Genomic DNA, 13,907 nt, shown 5'->3' on the forward strand with positions numbered 1-13,907 from the left:
CCGGCCGCGTCATCGCGCTCGACTGCGTCAACGCGGTCAAGGATTACGTCCAGGGGCGCAAGCTCGTCGAAACCGCCGCCACGCCCGATCCGGCCCGGCTCGCGGATCCAGACGTTCTCCTCAAAGAGGCGTAAAACTATTGCCATTAGTTTTGGGGTTGGGTATGACGTACCTACAAACAGGAGAGGTGCGACCATGAACTTCGTCGCCGACATAGCGAGGCCGGCCGAGCGCCGCGTGACGCGGCTGTCTGACCTGACCGACAGTCAGCAGGAGGCTATTCGCCGGATCCCCGCCGAAAAGGACGCCGTCAACGTCCCGCTCGCGGCTACGCGTCCGAACGAGATCTTCACCGGTCGCGAGCGGTTTGACGCCGAACAAGCAAATATCTTTCAGAAGCACGCCGTGCCGATCGCTCTAGCGGCGGTACTGCCGGAAGCAGGGTCGGTCGTCGCGATTGAGGCCTATGGCAAGCCCTTGCTCGTTACCCGCACGCGCGCCGACGAGATCAAGGTCTTCATCAACGCCTGCCAGCACAAGGGCGCGAAGCTGGTGGAGGATTGCGTTGTCCATAAGCAAGGGCGGATGGTCTGTCCTTACCATGCCTGGACATATGGCCTCGACGGCAAGCTGATCGGCGTCGCGCGGTCGGACATGTTCGAAGGCGTGATGAAGGATCAGCGTGGGTTGAAGGAGCTTCCCAGCATCGTCTGGGGCGGTGTGGTCTATGCCCAGCTGAACGGCGGACCGCTCGACGTGTCGCAATTGCACGACCAGATCGATGCAGACTTCACCGCACTCGGCATCCCCGGCGGCCATGTCTACGGCCGCAAGACCTTCGACCTGAAGGCCAATTGGAAGGTCGTTCTCGAGCCTTTCCTTGAGGGTTATCACGTCCAGCGGCTGCACGCCGCATCGATTGGCGCGCTGTTCGTCGATGCGCCAAGCGTCAGCGACACGTTCGGCGTCAACATCCGTCAGGTATCCGGGCGTATCGGCTATGAGCCGTCAATGCTGGACGAGGATGCGGACATGAACGTCCACAAGCTTGTCACACACGCCTATACCGCATTCCCCAATGTCGTGATTGTCACCAGCCAATATTATACGAGCGTGATGATCCTGATGCCGTACGGCGTCGATCGGACGATCGTGCACTATTACATGATCACCCCCGGTCCAGCGACAACGCCCAAGGCGGAAGAGGTGTTCGAGCGCTCCTACGACCTGATCATCAAGGTGTTCGCGGGAGAGGACTTCCGCGCGGCGCAGATCAGCCAGGAGGGGCTGAACGCGGGTGTGCCCGAAAGCACCGTCTATTGCGGGCTCGAGGAGAACGTGATCCGTTATTACGAAGCGCTCGAGACGTTGCTGTAGATGCCGCAGCTGATCGTTACGACGCGCGACGGTACCGAGCATGAAGTGACCGGCGAGGCTGGTCTCAGCGTCATGGAGGTGATCCGCGACAACGGGTTTGACGAACTGCTCGCCATGTGCGGCGGCAGTTGTTCGTGTGCGACATGCCACGTCTATGTGGACGAGGATCAGCTTGACCGCCTTGGACCGCTCGGCCCGGACGAGCACGAATTGCTCGACAGCTCCGAACATCGCAGCGAGCGTTCGCGGCTGTCCTGCCAGTTGCGCTTCGACAACGCACTCGACGGTCTGCGCGTCACCATCGCGCCGGAGGTTTGAACGTGGAGCAAGCATTGCGAGAGGCGCTCGAACGCCATCTGGCGAGCGCTCGCGACGGGTCGGCCGCCCTTCAAGCTGCCGGCGTTTTCGGATTGATCGTGCCCGAGGAACTGGGAGGTCTCGGGCTGGATGCTTCCACGGCGGGAGCCGTGCTCGAAACGCTTGGCGAGCATTGCGCGCCGACATCCTTCCTCGAGACATGCGTCATTGCCGCGAAGCTGCTGCAGGGCGCTCGAACGCCGGCCGGCGATGGCGTGCTGAAGGACATCGCGAAAGGCGCAACAGTCGCCGTTGCGGGGCTGGATCCACGGCTTCGACCCAGCGTCAGTGCGACACCCACGGCTGGTGGCTGGCGGCTCGATGGCGACGCACCGCTGGTGCTCGACGGTGCGTCCGCGGACTACCTGCTCGTTGCGGCACGAACCGAAAGCTACGCGTCCGCGCTTCTTCTGGTATCCGCACAGGCCGAAGGCGTGATCGCCAAGGCTTATCCGACGATCGATGGCCGCTCCGCCGCCGACCTCCGCTTCATCAACGCCGATGCCGCGCTGCTCGCCATGGATGTCGACGATGCGCTGAGCGAAGCGGGTGACATTGCGCTTGCTTGCCTCGCGTCAGAAGCAAGCGGTCTGATGCGACGGCTGGTGAGGGACACAGTTGCCTATGCCAAGGAGCGCCAACAGTTCGGCCAGCCGATCGCGCACTTCCAGGTGATCCAGCATCGGCTTGCCGACATGCATATCCAGGCCCGCCGGGCGACGGCGATTGCGGCGCGCGCCTGCCAGGCGCTGGGCGGCCACTGGGCCGAGCGTGCGCGCCTGGTCAGTGCAGCGAAAGTGACGGTGGCTGATGCGGGGCGCTTCGTCGGGCAGAATGCGGTTCAACTGCACGGGGGCATGGGCATGACGCAGGAACTGCTGGTCGGCCGCTGCTTCGAACGGCTGACGGTGATCGAACACGAACTCGGCAGCGCCGATCAGCACCGCCAACGCTTTGGGCGCATGACGGCGCAACTCGCGGCTTAGGGTCTGATCCAGCTGGATTGATCCGCCTCCCCGGCGAAGGCCGGGGTCCAGTTGCGCAACAATGCTTGCAGGCACACCCGCTTCTTCCAACACTTTCCCACCTGGACCCCGGCCTTCGCCGGGGAGGTGCTCCAAGGAGCATGGATCAAACCCTGGCCGCTCCTGTCTGGAAACGGCTCGCCCCCTTCTCCTGAGAAGAGGGGCAGGGGGGTGGAGCAGTCCCCCGGAACGAGCCGTGTGCGCAGGTCTCTGGGAGACACCGCCCCACCCCGGCCCTTGCCCTGAAGGGGAGGGGGGTTGGGCGCTACAATCCAAGCGCCGCCTTGGCGATGATGCCCCGCTGGATCTCGTTGGTGCCGGCATAGATCAGGCCGGCGCGTGTATTGAGGTAGCGAAGCGGCGCGATCGCTTGCCATGCTTCGCCGCTGCAATAATCCGATGCTGCTTCCGGATAGCCGACAACGGGACCGCCCGGCTTGGTCACGCCGGGCTGCCAAGTGGCTCGGGACCCGCAAGCTCTGAGCCCGTGAACCCACCCTGCATAACAATTGACCGGGAGCGATGGCCATGAACGAAGCTGTATCAGGACAGGTGAGCCGGCGCGGCCTACTCGGCGTTGCGGGCGCAGGGCTTGCCGCTGCGTCGTTCAGTCCGGCGGGCGCCGCAAACACTGCGCCGCCTGCGACGCGGACCGCCGGCGCGCGCCGCAGGCTCGGGTCGCTGGAGGTCTCCAGCGTCGGCCTGGGCGTGCAGAACATGCACCGAACATACCAGACCACGATCCCCGACCGCGCGGAGATGATCCGGATCATTCGCGCGGCCTACGAGCGCGGTGTCACCCTGTTCGACACTGCCGAGGCTTACGGCCCGTTTGAGGACGAGCTTATCCTGGGGGAGGCCGCACAGCCTTTCCGCCACCAGGTCGTCATCACCTCCAAGTTCGGGTGGAACATCGGCCCGGACGGTAAGCGGGATGCTGGCGACCCTCTCAATAGCCGTCCGGAGCACATCAAGGCAGCGGTTGAAGGATCGCTGAAGCGGTTGCGAACCGATCGCCTTGACATGGTGTACCAGCACCGCGTCGACCCCGCCGTGCCGATCGAGGACGTCGCCGGCGCGATCAAGGACCTGAAGGCTCAAGGGAAGGTGCTTCACTGGGGCCTGTGTGAAATGGGGCTGGAGACGCTGCGCCGCGCCCATGCCGAGCTGCCGGTGACAGCCGTTCAGAACGAATATTCCATGCTGTGGCGTGGCCCCGAGGCCGAGGTGCTGCCACTGTGCGAGCAGCTCGGCATCGGCTTCGTCTGCTGGAGTCCGCTCGGGGTCGGCTTCCTGACCGGCGCGATCGACGCGCAGACCGCCTACGCGCCCGGCGATATCCGCGCCGGCGAGACCCGCTTCGCTCGGGAGAACATCACGGCTAATCTCGCGCTGGTATCGCTCTTGAAGCGCTGGGCGGCCGCCAAGCAGGCGTCCTTGGCGCAGATCGCGCTCGCCTGGCTGATCGCGCAGAAGCCCTGGATCGTGCCGATCCCCGGCACGACGCAGATGGCGCACATGACCGAGAACACGGGCGCGATGGCGGTCCGCTTCACGCCTTCCGAGCTACGGGAGCTGAACGCGGCCGTCGCGGCGATCAGGGTCAAGGGCGATCGGCTGCCGCCGCCCGTGCAGGCCTTTTCCGGCGTCGAGGCGCCGCCGAGGCGGTCGTGAGGGGGCCAGAAGGTTTTTCACGCCGCACCCTGCTCGCCACCCCTGCGATCCTTGCCGTCGCGAGCGCATCGGCTTGTGCCCAAGATAGAGGATCAAACCCGATGACTGGCGCAAAGACGCTCGTCGCGTACCTGACGCGATCGGGCAACACGAGGGTGATCGCAGAGACGCTGCAACGCCAGCTCGGTGCCGACCTGTTCGAGATCAGGCCGGCGCGCCCGTATCCGGCGGATTACGAGCAGCATGTCGCGCAGGCGACGCGCGAGCGCGACAGCGGCTTCGAGCCGCCGCTCGCCGTCCGGGTCGACAACATCGCCAGATATGACGAGATCTACCTCGGCTTCCCGATCTGGGGTGCGACCACACCGCCGCCGATCCGCTCGTTCCTTAAGGCGCACGACCTCGGCGGCAGGACACTGCGACCGTTCATCACTCATGGTGGCTACGGCGTGGGTGAGGCCCCGTCCGTACTCGCCAGCCATGCGCCGGCTGCGCGCATCGAGAAGCCTTTGTGCTGGAAGCCGATCAGGAACGCAGGACTTTGAACCAGGTGCGTGACTGGCTTGGGCGTCTTCAGGCATAGAGCGGCCTTTGCGTTGACGCCTCGCCATCAATCGTAGCCGACGCGCTGCCTTTGCCGTTCTTCAATCCGTTTCACGGAGCCGCTGGGACCCAGGCCCGACTTTATCACCTCCGAACCGAGATGAACGAATGGCCGAAGTCGGGGGAGCTGAGAACGGTTGCAAATGACCGGTTGTGGGTCAAATATCAATGGACACGGACGGCAGCTAGCAACCAGCATACCCGTTTGCCGCATGGGCGGGAAATGCCGCTGCAGTCGTATCGACCCGCCACCTTCACGACTTATGTCGTGACTTCGCCCTGGTCCTCGCCGTCCCAGTAATGCAGGTGGTCAGCATGAGCTTTGATCAGCACTAACCCCGGTGTGTCGACGCCCTGTTCAAACCAGCGCTCGAGATCTTTGACCCAGTGCTGCTCAAAAGCGGCCTTGTCGCGGATGATCTGGGCTGTGCCCGCGGCTGCGATGAACAGCGGCGGCTTGCCAAGCAATCCGCTGTTGCCGTGTAGCGTTAGCCCAACTCGAGGGTTGGCCTCAATTTCACGCACGGTGTCGGTGTCTTCCAGCGCGAAAAAGTAGCTGTCACCGTCGTATTCCACATCCTGGTTGTTGCTCATCGGTCGCGCAGCGAGCCCCCCGTCGCTCGCCACTGTGGTCAGCATGGTGAAATCGATCTTGCGCATCGCCTCGGATAGCTGTTCGAGCGTCTTCATCGTCTGATCTCCATGCTTGATCCGCTGTTGCGCACAACAGCCTGTTCAAGCGCGCGTTCCCAACACCCAAAGGGCAAGCGACGGCTAGGCTCGCGTCCCTCCCATCCCCGCAGACGTTTCGAGTGGCTCGCCGATGCGGGGCTTGCCATTGCCATAGCTGACAATGGCGTTGGCCTGTCTTCGTTAACGTATCTGCGTCAGATGCCGGCAAGCGAACTGAAGATCGATATGAGCTTAATTCGCGATCTCGCCGAAAGTCACCGTGATCCGCTGATCGTGCGCTCGACCATCGATCTGGCACATGGCGTTGGTTTACGCGTGACCGCCGAGGGCGTAGACAAGGCCGAAACGCTCGCATTGCTGACGATCATGGGCTGCGACTACGTGCAAGGCTTCCACATCGCCCCCGCATACCCGCTCGATCGCTGTATCGACTTCATGCTGACCTGGACGTCACCAGAGCTCCAGCTCCCGAATTTTGCCCAAGAACTGCGGCGCTTCATCCGTTCCTAGTAGCGCTGGCAGCTGCTTTTCATTGTTCTTCAAACCGCACGCGACGATCACGTAGCAACCTGAATGGATCGGGGGCGTTAGCGGCGGCATGATGTGGCTCGCTCCGCAGACATTCGTCACCGAAGCGGAGCGAGAGCGTGGCCTGCGCCTGCTGGTGATGGAAGCGGCCTTCTCCGGCGGAACGGCGGCGCTCACCACCGGCGTGATCCTGACCGCCTTTGCGCTACATCTGGGTGCGTCAAACATCATGATCGGTGTGCTCGCCAGCACGCCCTTTCTGGCGCAGCTGCTGCAGCTGCCTGCGATCATGCTGGTCGAGCGCTGGCGCCGCCGGAAGATGATCGCGGTTGTCTCCAGCCTGATCGGACGGGCGATGCTGGCGATCATGGCGGCGCTCGCTTTTTTCAGCGGCACGCTGCCGCTGCTCCTGTTTCTCGCCGCGCAGATTATCCTGTGCGGGTTCGGCGCAGTGGGTGCGTGCGCGTGGAATGCGTGGATGCGCGATCTGGCGCCGGAGGAGCGGCTGGGTCGCGTCTTCGCGCGGCGGACGATGCGGCTGAGCGCGATCAGCCTTCTGCTCGGGCTGGCTGCCGCGCTCGCGCTCGACCTGACGCCCGCCGGCTCCTTCGCACGCAATCTGGTGTTCGCGGGCATGTTCGCGATCGGCTGCGTCACGGGGATGATCAGCGCGCGCGTGGTCGCTGCCATGCCCGAGCCGCTGATGCCGGCCGCGCCGGGCCCCGTGCGGCTCGGTGCGCTGCTCCGCGAGCCGGTGCGCGACCTGAACTTCCGCCGGCTGCTGGCCTTTGTCGCGAGCTGGCAGTTCGCGATCAACTTCGCGACCCCCTTCTTCACCGTGTTCATCGTTCGCCAGCTGGGCTTCGACGTCAGTTTCGTGATGGTGCTCGGCGTGGTCAGCCAGGTCGCCAATATCGGCGCGCTGCGGATGTGGGGAACGCTCAGCGATCGCTATGCCAACAAGTCCGTGCTGGCGGTGTGTGCGCCCACCTATATCGTCGCGATCGTGGCGATGATCGGCGCGTCGCAGTTCGGATCGCGCGAGCTGGTCAAGCTATGGCTGGTCGCGCTGCACCTTGTCATGGGTGCGTCGATCGCCGGCGTGACGCTGACCAGCACCAATATCGCGCTGAAGCTGTCGCCCAAGGGATCGGCGACCGCCTATGTCGCGGCGAATGCGATGGTCACCGCGGTTGCGGCGGGCGTGGCGCCGATCGTCGGCGGGCTATTGGCGGAGGTCTTCGCGGCACGGCGCTTCGAGCTGCTGGCGCGCTGGTCGGGGCCGAACGGCGTGCTCTCGCTGCCGATCCTGGTGACCGCGTGGGATTTCTACTTCCTGATTGCCGGGCTGATCGGTCTTTATGCCATTCATCGCCTGTCGCTGGTGGCCGAACATGGCGAGATCGAGCGGCGCGAAATGGTCAATCAGGTGATCAGCGAGACGCGGCGCACGATCCGCAACATATCCTCGGTTGCTGGCCTGCGCGCGGCCACCGACCTGCCGGGCGCGCTGCTGCGTGATGCGCGGCTCGGCGTTCGCCTGCGCCGCGCACGTGCGGGAAAAGCTGCAAGGGATCGGTCGTGATCCATGTTGTTTCGGCAAACGCGCCGAAGGGCCACAACATGCGAGAGGAGATAGCCTGATGGCGGCAGTCGACGAGCGCAAGCAGCAGGACCAGGCGACCGCCGCGGGAGCACGCATGCGGGGCGCGAGCCTGCACGTCCTTACCCTGCGGGACGAGCTTGCCCGCGGGCTGCGGCAGCTGGGCGCGTTCACGGTCGGCGACTTCGCGGTGGAGGTCGGCGAGGGAGGCGACTCGATCTGGGCGATCGTGCGCCGGCCGGGGCGCGGCGGGCTGGCGGTGCGCGCCGCCTATGTTCCCGGCGGTTTCGCGCGGGTGCGCCGGGCCAGGCGTCAGCCGGGCGAGGCGCTGCGGCTGGAGGCGGAAAGCGCGATCGGGCGGCATTGCATCACGCTGGAGGGAAGCGGTGCCGACCTGCACCGCCTGCACGTGCGCAGCTGGCTGACCCCGGCCGCGCCGCTGTTGGTGCCGTTTGTTCCGCGCGACCTTTACCCGCTCGATGCCGACGACGATCCGCTCGGCGCCACCGGCCTGGTCGAGGCGGCGCAGCGTGGGCCGAACACCGGCCTCATCTATTTCGCGCTGGACGAGCCGGCCTTTGGCCACGTCCTCTACGTGCAGGACCTGACCGGGCTGAACGACTATTTCCGCGCCACCCATACCGCGCCGATGGGCGCGGTAGGCGGCGAGTGGCCGGAGCTGGGCTACCTGCCGCCGACCCCGCCGCAAAGCGGCACGCCGCCGGTCAACCCGCTGCCCGCGGGCGAGGAGGTGATGCTGTCCGATGCGATCCTGGTGCTGCGCGACCTTACCGCCGGCAGCGAGCAGGAGAAGGCGCGCCAGTTCGTCGAGATGCTGGGAGAGGCCTATACCGCGATGCGCCACCCGGCGGTGATCTATCGCGACTGGCACGCGCGCGCGGATCAGACGCTCAAGGATCTGGACCGCGCGCCGGTGGCGACCTGCACCTCATATGGCCACCGCTACCTGCGACCATATACCGATGCCGAATATCCGGATTCGATGGTGCAGATGACAGTGACGACCGCACTGTACGAATACGGCCGTTGGCGGGGCGAGCCGGTGCCACTTGCCGCCGAGTTCGCGGCCGGCATGGAGAAGTTCTACGACCCCAAGCTGAAGACGCTGCGCCGCTATCTGCCGAACGTGGGCAAGGACAAGGATGCCGATGCGGTCGACAGCTGGTACCTCTACCACCCGCTTCGCAATCTCGCCCAGTTGGCGCTGTTCGGCGAGGAATGGGCCCGCGACCTGTTCCTTCGCTCGGTCGATTACGGCATCCGCGCCGCGCACCATTTCAACTATCTCTGGCCAATCCAGTACAATGTGCGCGACTTCTCGGTCATTACCGCGAAACGCGGAGACGGGACGCACGGGCAGACCGACGTCGGCGGCTTCTATGCCTATGTGATGCTGCTCGGGTTCGAGCTGACCGGCGAGCAGCGCTTCCTGGACGAGGCACGCGCGGCGATCGACGCGGCGAAGGGGATGCGGTTCGACCTCGATTACCAGGCGAACCTCACCGCCTGGGGCGCGGCGGCCTGCATGCGGCTGTGGCGGATCACCGATCGCGGCGACTATCGCGAACAGGCCTATGTGTATCTCGCGAGCTTCCTGCACAATTGCGAGATCTGGGAATCGCGGATCGGGCATGCCGAGCATTACAGCAACTTCCTTGGCGCGACTGCGCTGCACGACGCGCCGTACATGGCGATGTACGAATGTTTCGACAGCTTCGCCGCATGGGAGCGCTTTCTGCTCGACAGCGGTCCCGAGCTTAACCCCGCGGCGCGGATGCTGGTCAGCGAATATTGCAAATACGTGCTGCACCGCGGCTGGTATTATTATCCCGATGCGGTGCCCGCCGAGATCGTCGCCACCGAATGGCGCAACGGCCATATCGATCACAAGCTTTCCTTCCCGGTGGAGGATCTTTACGCCGACGGGCAGCCGATGGGTCAGGTCGGGCAGGAGATCTACGGCGCCGGCGCGCCCTTTGTGCTCACCGCGCGCGCATTCCACCGCGTCGACGGCGCCGCCTTCGAACTCTATTGCAACCACCTGCTCGTCGCGCAGGACCGGACGGGCGAACGCGCGCGGAGCCTGCAACTGACCGGCGGCGACACCTGCACGGCATTGCTGGCGGTGGTGCGCCGGGGACGCAAGCCGCTGCCCAAGTGCAAGCTGACGCTGGCGGGCGGGGATGGCGTGCGACCGTCGCTGGTGGCCGATGATCGGATCGAATTTCTTCTGCCTGCAGATGCGCGGGCCGTGCTGACCTGGAGCGACAAGGGGAGCGACGACGCATGACCCTGAAGGACAAGCGGATCCTGCTGACCGGCGGCACCACCGGCATCGGGCGCGCGATGCTGCTGCAGTTCGCGCGCGCCGGCGCACGGGTGCTGACGATGGGGCGCGACGGCGAGGCGCTGGAGGAGGCGCTGAGCGCAGCGCGAGAGCACGGCGGCGCGTTGCACGGCCTGATCGCGGACCTTGGCAAGCGCGAGGACGTCGAAAGGATCTTTGCCGCCGTCGACGAAAAGCTGGGCGGGCTCGACATCCTGGTCTCCAATGCCGCGCTCGGTGCCGAGCCGATCGACGACATGGCGGATGACGCTTGGCGGTACGTCATCGACGTCAACCTGACCGGCGCGCTCGCCTGCACGCGCGGCGCGCTGGCGCGCTTCCCGAAGGGACAAGGTCAGGTCGTCATCATCGGCTCGATCAGCGCCGATATCCATGCGCCCGGCGAGAGCGTCTATTCCGCGACCAAGGCCGGCCTCCAGGCATTCGCCGAGACGCTGCGCAAGGAAGTGGCGGCACGCGGCGTGCGCGTCAGCCTGGTCGAGCCGGGGTCGGTCGGGTCCGACATGCAGGAGCCCGACGACGACGAGCAACAGGCGATGATCGCGCGCGAGGAGATGCTGCGCGCCGAGGACATCGCCGACGCCGTCGCGTTCATCCTGACCCGATCGCATCGCGTGGACGTGGTCAGCCTGCGCATCGAGCCGCGTCTCCAGGCGCTGACGTGATCCAGCTGATCGCGGGTGATTATGATCGCACTCGGCGAGAGAGAACCTCGCCGGCGCGATCGCGATCAATGACGCGGGGGGCCCGCATCTACGTTTCCAATCACGGGCATGACGGCGTGGGTTGCTGTCAGTTCAACGCGACCGCTCTCGGCACGATGCACGTCAATCTTGGAGGGCAGGGGGCCAGCTGGCGAGGATCTGCCACTCTGCCAGTGGGGCAGAGCGGCGTTTCCTGTTGGGTTGGCGGTCGATAAGGTGGCGTTCGAGGCTGAAGTGGTTGTGGATGTTGGCGTGCACCGAGGCGAACTTCTGTAGCGTCTTCATTCGCCTGATCCTGAGCATGGCGCGCTCCCTTCGTCGGAACGACAGGTGGCTGTTCGCGACCGGTTGTTTGCCCAGCGACCAACCTCCTGCTTCTCCGTGTTGCCCAGCTCTTTCAAAGCTGCACGGCAGGAGCGTAAGCTGTCGGTAGTAATCGCGTCCGGAGAGCCTGGCGCTTCAACGCCTTCTTCATGAAGGTGAGTGCTGCATCCTTGTCGCGGGTTTTCGTCACATGCCCCCGCAGCCACGCTGTGGATGCCGTTTGCGGGCGCTTTGGAGTATGTTTGCCGGCTGGGCGCCACCATTAAGCCGTGCTGTTTGTCGTTAAGGTCGATATACCATCCATCGATAAGAGAACTCTTCTATGGCCGAACCGCTTGCGTCCGTTCGTGGATTGTACTTCGCGCGCCTAGTCAGAAGCTTGCACGACTCCACGCCCAGCCTCGCATTTCCTTCAAAGGCGAGCGTTGTACAATTTCGTACTCTTCCATCACGCCCCACTATCCAGCCTATGAGAGCCTTTCCGCCCCCTCCATCCCGGACTGGCCCGTGAGAAAAGTCGTCGTTATTGATCCACTCTCTAGGAGCCTTCTCCACAAAGCCCCCCGGTGGCGTTGGCGTTGGTTGATTTGGAGTGTAACCTATGCGCTTTAGTATGTCAGATGTACAATTATCGATTGCGGCCAGGCCTTTTGTAAATCCTTCCAAGCTAATCTTGTGCCGAGTTTTCCCTGCCACCGAGACTTCGACATTCTTTGCGTTTTGAAGAAACTTGATCTGTCCCGCAGAGACTCGCACGCTGTTGTCAAACATCCTTGATTGCGAAGACGGATAGAACTTCGCTTGGATGCTCTCCCCTGATGATTCGCTTCGCAAGACAGCCGTCGCTTCCCTCTTTGGAAGGCCGGATGCTTCAACTAGGACTAAGCTTATCTCTTGCCCTAAAGGTTCCACTTCAACAACAAAGTCTTGCTCATCTGGTCCGCGATTGATTGAATGAAGGTAGCAAAGCATGGGGGCGGCAATGATTTCCCACCGTGCCGTCTTCGATGCAGCCGGTGTTGCAGCGACGGCACTGAACAGCAGCGCGGAAAAAAGCATATTCGCCCCCTCTTTGTTTCGAAGCGCGACCTAGCAAACCTGTGTGCATGATCAAACATAGTCACGCATCGGACCAGCGACGTTGCAGGAAGTACGTGCTTAGCTCGTAAGGGGAGAACAGCGCAGTCTTCTGACAGGCCCTACACGTTGCCCGTATGGACCCGCCCTGATGCGCAAGTTCACCAAGCGACCTTATTCCACCTACCATAGCTTCGGCGGTGCGGATGGATGTCAAAGCGGCAGGGGCAGTTGCGCCTTGTCCTGCACGATCAAAGGACGCTCAAGGCCCCGCGCGATTGTCCGGCGCCATATGCTCCGTTCCCTACTTCGCAAGCAAGAACGGATGCTCGCATACCTTTGTTGGGCGCTTTGTGGGGCAAGAAGGCTCGCCTTCGCGAAAACTTCTAACTTTCAACGACTTGAAGCAGCCGGTGGCGGGCCACGCCCGATGATGATGAGCACTATTCCTACGCTGTCGCACTATGATTGTAGCGCCATGCTGCGCCGCGTTCCGCCGGCTACCGCCTACGGCCGAAACTGATTGTTCGCTTCTATCAGCCTTTAGTCAGCATATGGCAGAGGCCGTCGGTTCCCGGGTATCTATGCAAAAAGTTTGGCGATTTCCGCCATAGGCATGAAGAGGCGGTTCTGTACCTCACCAAGCTGCAAAAAATCGTAGGCTTTGTAGAAGCTCGCTGTCCTTTCATCCTTCGCGTCCACAACGAAGGCGTAGGTCGCGATCTCGCTACGCAGCGTCCGGCTGAACGCATCCATGATCATCAACTCGCCGAGCCGTTGTCCACGATACCTATGATCGACCGCGAGCCGCCCCATCAAAGTGGCGGGAACGGAGGGATAGCGGGGCAGCTTCTTCGCCATCGACGCCGGCAGATCATGCAGAGCGATGGAGGTGGCCGTCAGCGTATAGAAGGCGATGGCCGCGGAACTGCCGTCAGTTAGCACGAAGCAGGACGCCATACGCTTGCGGACATCCTGGCCCGCTTGAGTCTTAAAATAACGATCCAGAGGCTCGACGCCGCATTCAAAGGCGGCCCGATCATGAAGATCGTCAAGCGGCGTAATTTGCACCCAGCTATCGACCTAGGAGACCATTGCCTCAATGTACCGTTGCGCTGCCTTGCGCAGGCGAGGCGCTGGCTCGCGCGGATTAAGTACGGCCTCTGCGAACGCGCGGCTCTCTTTGGCGTTCAGCTCGATCGAATGCATGTCCTCGATCGTGCGAACCGCCGCTTCATGGACGCTGGCGATCACAAAATCCGTCAGTGTCCGGCCTTGTAATTCGGCCGCCCGCTGAAACAGATCCTTCTGATCCGGCGACACGCGCGCTTCCAGCCGCTCGCTGCGCGCCGGGGCCGACCTTTTTGCCGCTGATGCTCGACGGGCCATTGCCTTCTTCCTTGCTACGCGTCTAATGTACGGCTAACAGCCGGACGCAGCAAGGGGTTCCGCGTCGAGACATAGTTTTTGTCCGTCCGAATCCGCATTTTTTTGCTCGCTTCGGCCGGGATAGGTGCGGGCCGGATGGGGAAAGCGAACGACGATCGTGCCGGAAACTAGCGGATTTCCCGATA

Annotated in this window: 14 protein-coding genes and 1 pseudogene; 10 read left to right on the forward strand and 5 right to left on the reverse strand. The window is 63.6% G+C overall.

Annotated elements, in window-relative coordinates:
• The 4 genes from AX702_RS21545 to AX702_RS06330 form a co-directional block, all read left to right on the forward strand.
• On the forward strand, positions 1–134 hold a 134-nt coding region (locus tag AX702_RS21545; protein WP_331710382.1), incomplete at its 5' end, for an oxidoreductase C-terminal domain-containing protein.
• Positions 135–195: 61 nt separating this feature from the next.
• Positions 196–1,377 carry an aromatic ring-hydroxylating oxygenase subunit alpha gene (locus tag AX702_RS06320; RefSeq protein WP_066777639.1) on the forward strand — a complete coding sequence of 394 codons (1,182 nt, stop codon included), beginning with the start codon at positions 196–198 and terminating at the stop codon, positions 1,375–1,377.
• Positions 1,378–1,695, forward strand: a complete 318-nt coding sequence (locus AX702_RS06325; protein ID WP_066777641.1) for a 2Fe-2S iron-sulfur cluster-binding protein — start codon at positions 1,378–1,380, stop codon at positions 1,693–1,695. It begins immediately after the preceding gene.
• Between the two features lie 2 nt (positions 1,696–1,697).
• Complete coding sequence (locus tag AX702_RS06330; RefSeq protein ID WP_066777649.1) at positions 1,698–2,720, forward strand: acyl-CoA dehydrogenase family protein; 1,023 nt, start codon at positions 1,698–1,700, stop codon at positions 2,718–2,720.
• A 304-nt stretch (positions 2,721–3,024) separates the two neighbouring features.
• Here AX702_RS06330 and AX702_RS23800 read toward each other — a convergent pair whose 3' ends face one another.
• Complete coding sequence (locus tag AX702_RS23800; protein ID WP_066777651.1) at positions 3,025–3,204, reverse strand: hypothetical protein; 180 nt, start codon at positions 3,202–3,204, stop codon at positions 3,025–3,027.
• A gap of 83 nt (positions 3,205–3,287) precedes the next feature.
• On the opposite strand from AX702_RS23800, the gene AX702_RS06340 reads away from it, so the two are divergent.
• Together AX702_RS06340 and AX702_RS06345 are read left to right on the forward strand one after the other, a co-directional pair.
• Positions 3,288–4,433 carry an aldo/keto reductase gene (locus tag AX702_RS06340; protein ID WP_082746105.1) on the forward strand — a complete coding sequence of 382 codons (1,146 nt, stop codon included), beginning with the start codon at positions 3,288–3,290 and terminating at the stop codon, positions 4,431–4,433.
• Positions 4,434–4,534: 101 nt separating this feature from the next.
• A complete protein-coding gene (locus tag AX702_RS06345; RefSeq protein WP_231731750.1) occupies positions 4,535–4,978 on the forward strand; it encodes a flavodoxin in 444 nt (147 codons plus the stop codon).
• Between the two features lie 319 nt (positions 4,979–5,297).
• Here the strand turns inward: AX702_RS06345 and AX702_RS06350 are convergent, their stop codons facing one another.
• Positions 5,298–5,726 (reverse strand): pyridoxamine 5'-phosphate oxidase family protein, encoded by a 429-nt coding sequence (locus AX702_RS06350; protein ID WP_066777655.1) that lies wholly within the window; start codon positions 5,724–5,726, stop codon positions 5,298–5,300.
• Positions 5,727–5,738: 12 nt separating this feature from the next.
• Between AX702_RS06350 and AX702_RS21550 the strand changes: the two genes are divergently transcribed.
• From AX702_RS21550 to AX702_RS06370, 4 genes are all read left to right on the forward strand, one after another.
• On the forward strand, positions 5,739–6,239 hold the full coding sequence (locus tag AX702_RS21550; protein ID WP_082746079.1) for an EAL domain-containing protein: 501 nt from the start codon (positions 5,739–5,741) through the stop codon (positions 6,237–6,239).
• Positions 6,240–6,327: 88 nt separating this feature from the next.
• A complete protein-coding gene (locus AX702_RS06360) occupies positions 6,328–7,842 on the forward strand; it encodes an MFS transporter (protein WP_066777660.1) in 1,515 nt (504 codons plus the stop codon).
• Between the two features lie 58 nt (positions 7,843–7,900).
• Positions 7,901–10,171: a hypothetical protein gene (locus AX702_RS06365; protein ID WP_231731751.1), complete on the forward strand. Its 2,271-nt coding sequence runs from the start codon at positions 7,901–7,903 to the stop codon at positions 10,169–10,171.
• The gene (locus tag AX702_RS06370; protein WP_066777662.1) at positions 10,168–10,893 is read left to right on the forward strand and encodes an SDR family oxidoreductase; all 726 of its coding nucleotides are present in this window, start codon (positions 10,168–10,170) and stop codon (positions 10,891–10,893) included. Before AX702_RS06365 ends, AX702_RS06370 begins: the two co-directional genes overlap by 4 nt.
• Before the next feature lie 162 nt (positions 10,894–11,055).
• Here AX702_RS06370 and AX702_RS24200 read toward each other — a convergent pair.
• The 3 genes and pseudogenes from AX702_RS24200 to AX702_RS06385 form a co-directional block, all read right to left on the reverse strand.
• Positions 11,056–11,458, reverse strand: a pseudogene (locus AX702_RS24200) (DDE-type integrase/transposase/recombinase); the annotation flags it as partial.
• Between the two features lie 1,457 nt (positions 11,459–12,915).
• Positions 12,916–13,404, reverse strand: a complete 489-nt coding sequence (locus AX702_RS06380) for a GNAT family N-acetyltransferase (protein ID WP_047169917.1) — start codon at positions 13,402–13,404, stop codon at positions 12,916–12,918.
• 12 nt (positions 13,405–13,416) lie between these two features.
• Positions 13,417–13,722 (reverse strand): type II toxin-antitoxin system TacA family antitoxin, encoded by a 306-nt coding sequence (locus AX702_RS06385; RefSeq protein WP_047169916.1) that lies wholly within the window; start codon positions 13,720–13,722, stop codon positions 13,417–13,419.
• Between the last annotated feature and the right edge of the window lie 185 nt (positions 13,723–13,907).

The sequence above is a fragment of the Sphingomonas sp. CCH5-D11 genome, assembly GCF_001557395.1.
Lineage (GTDB): Bacteria > Pseudomonadota > Alphaproteobacteria > Sphingomonadales > Sphingomonadaceae > Sphingomonas.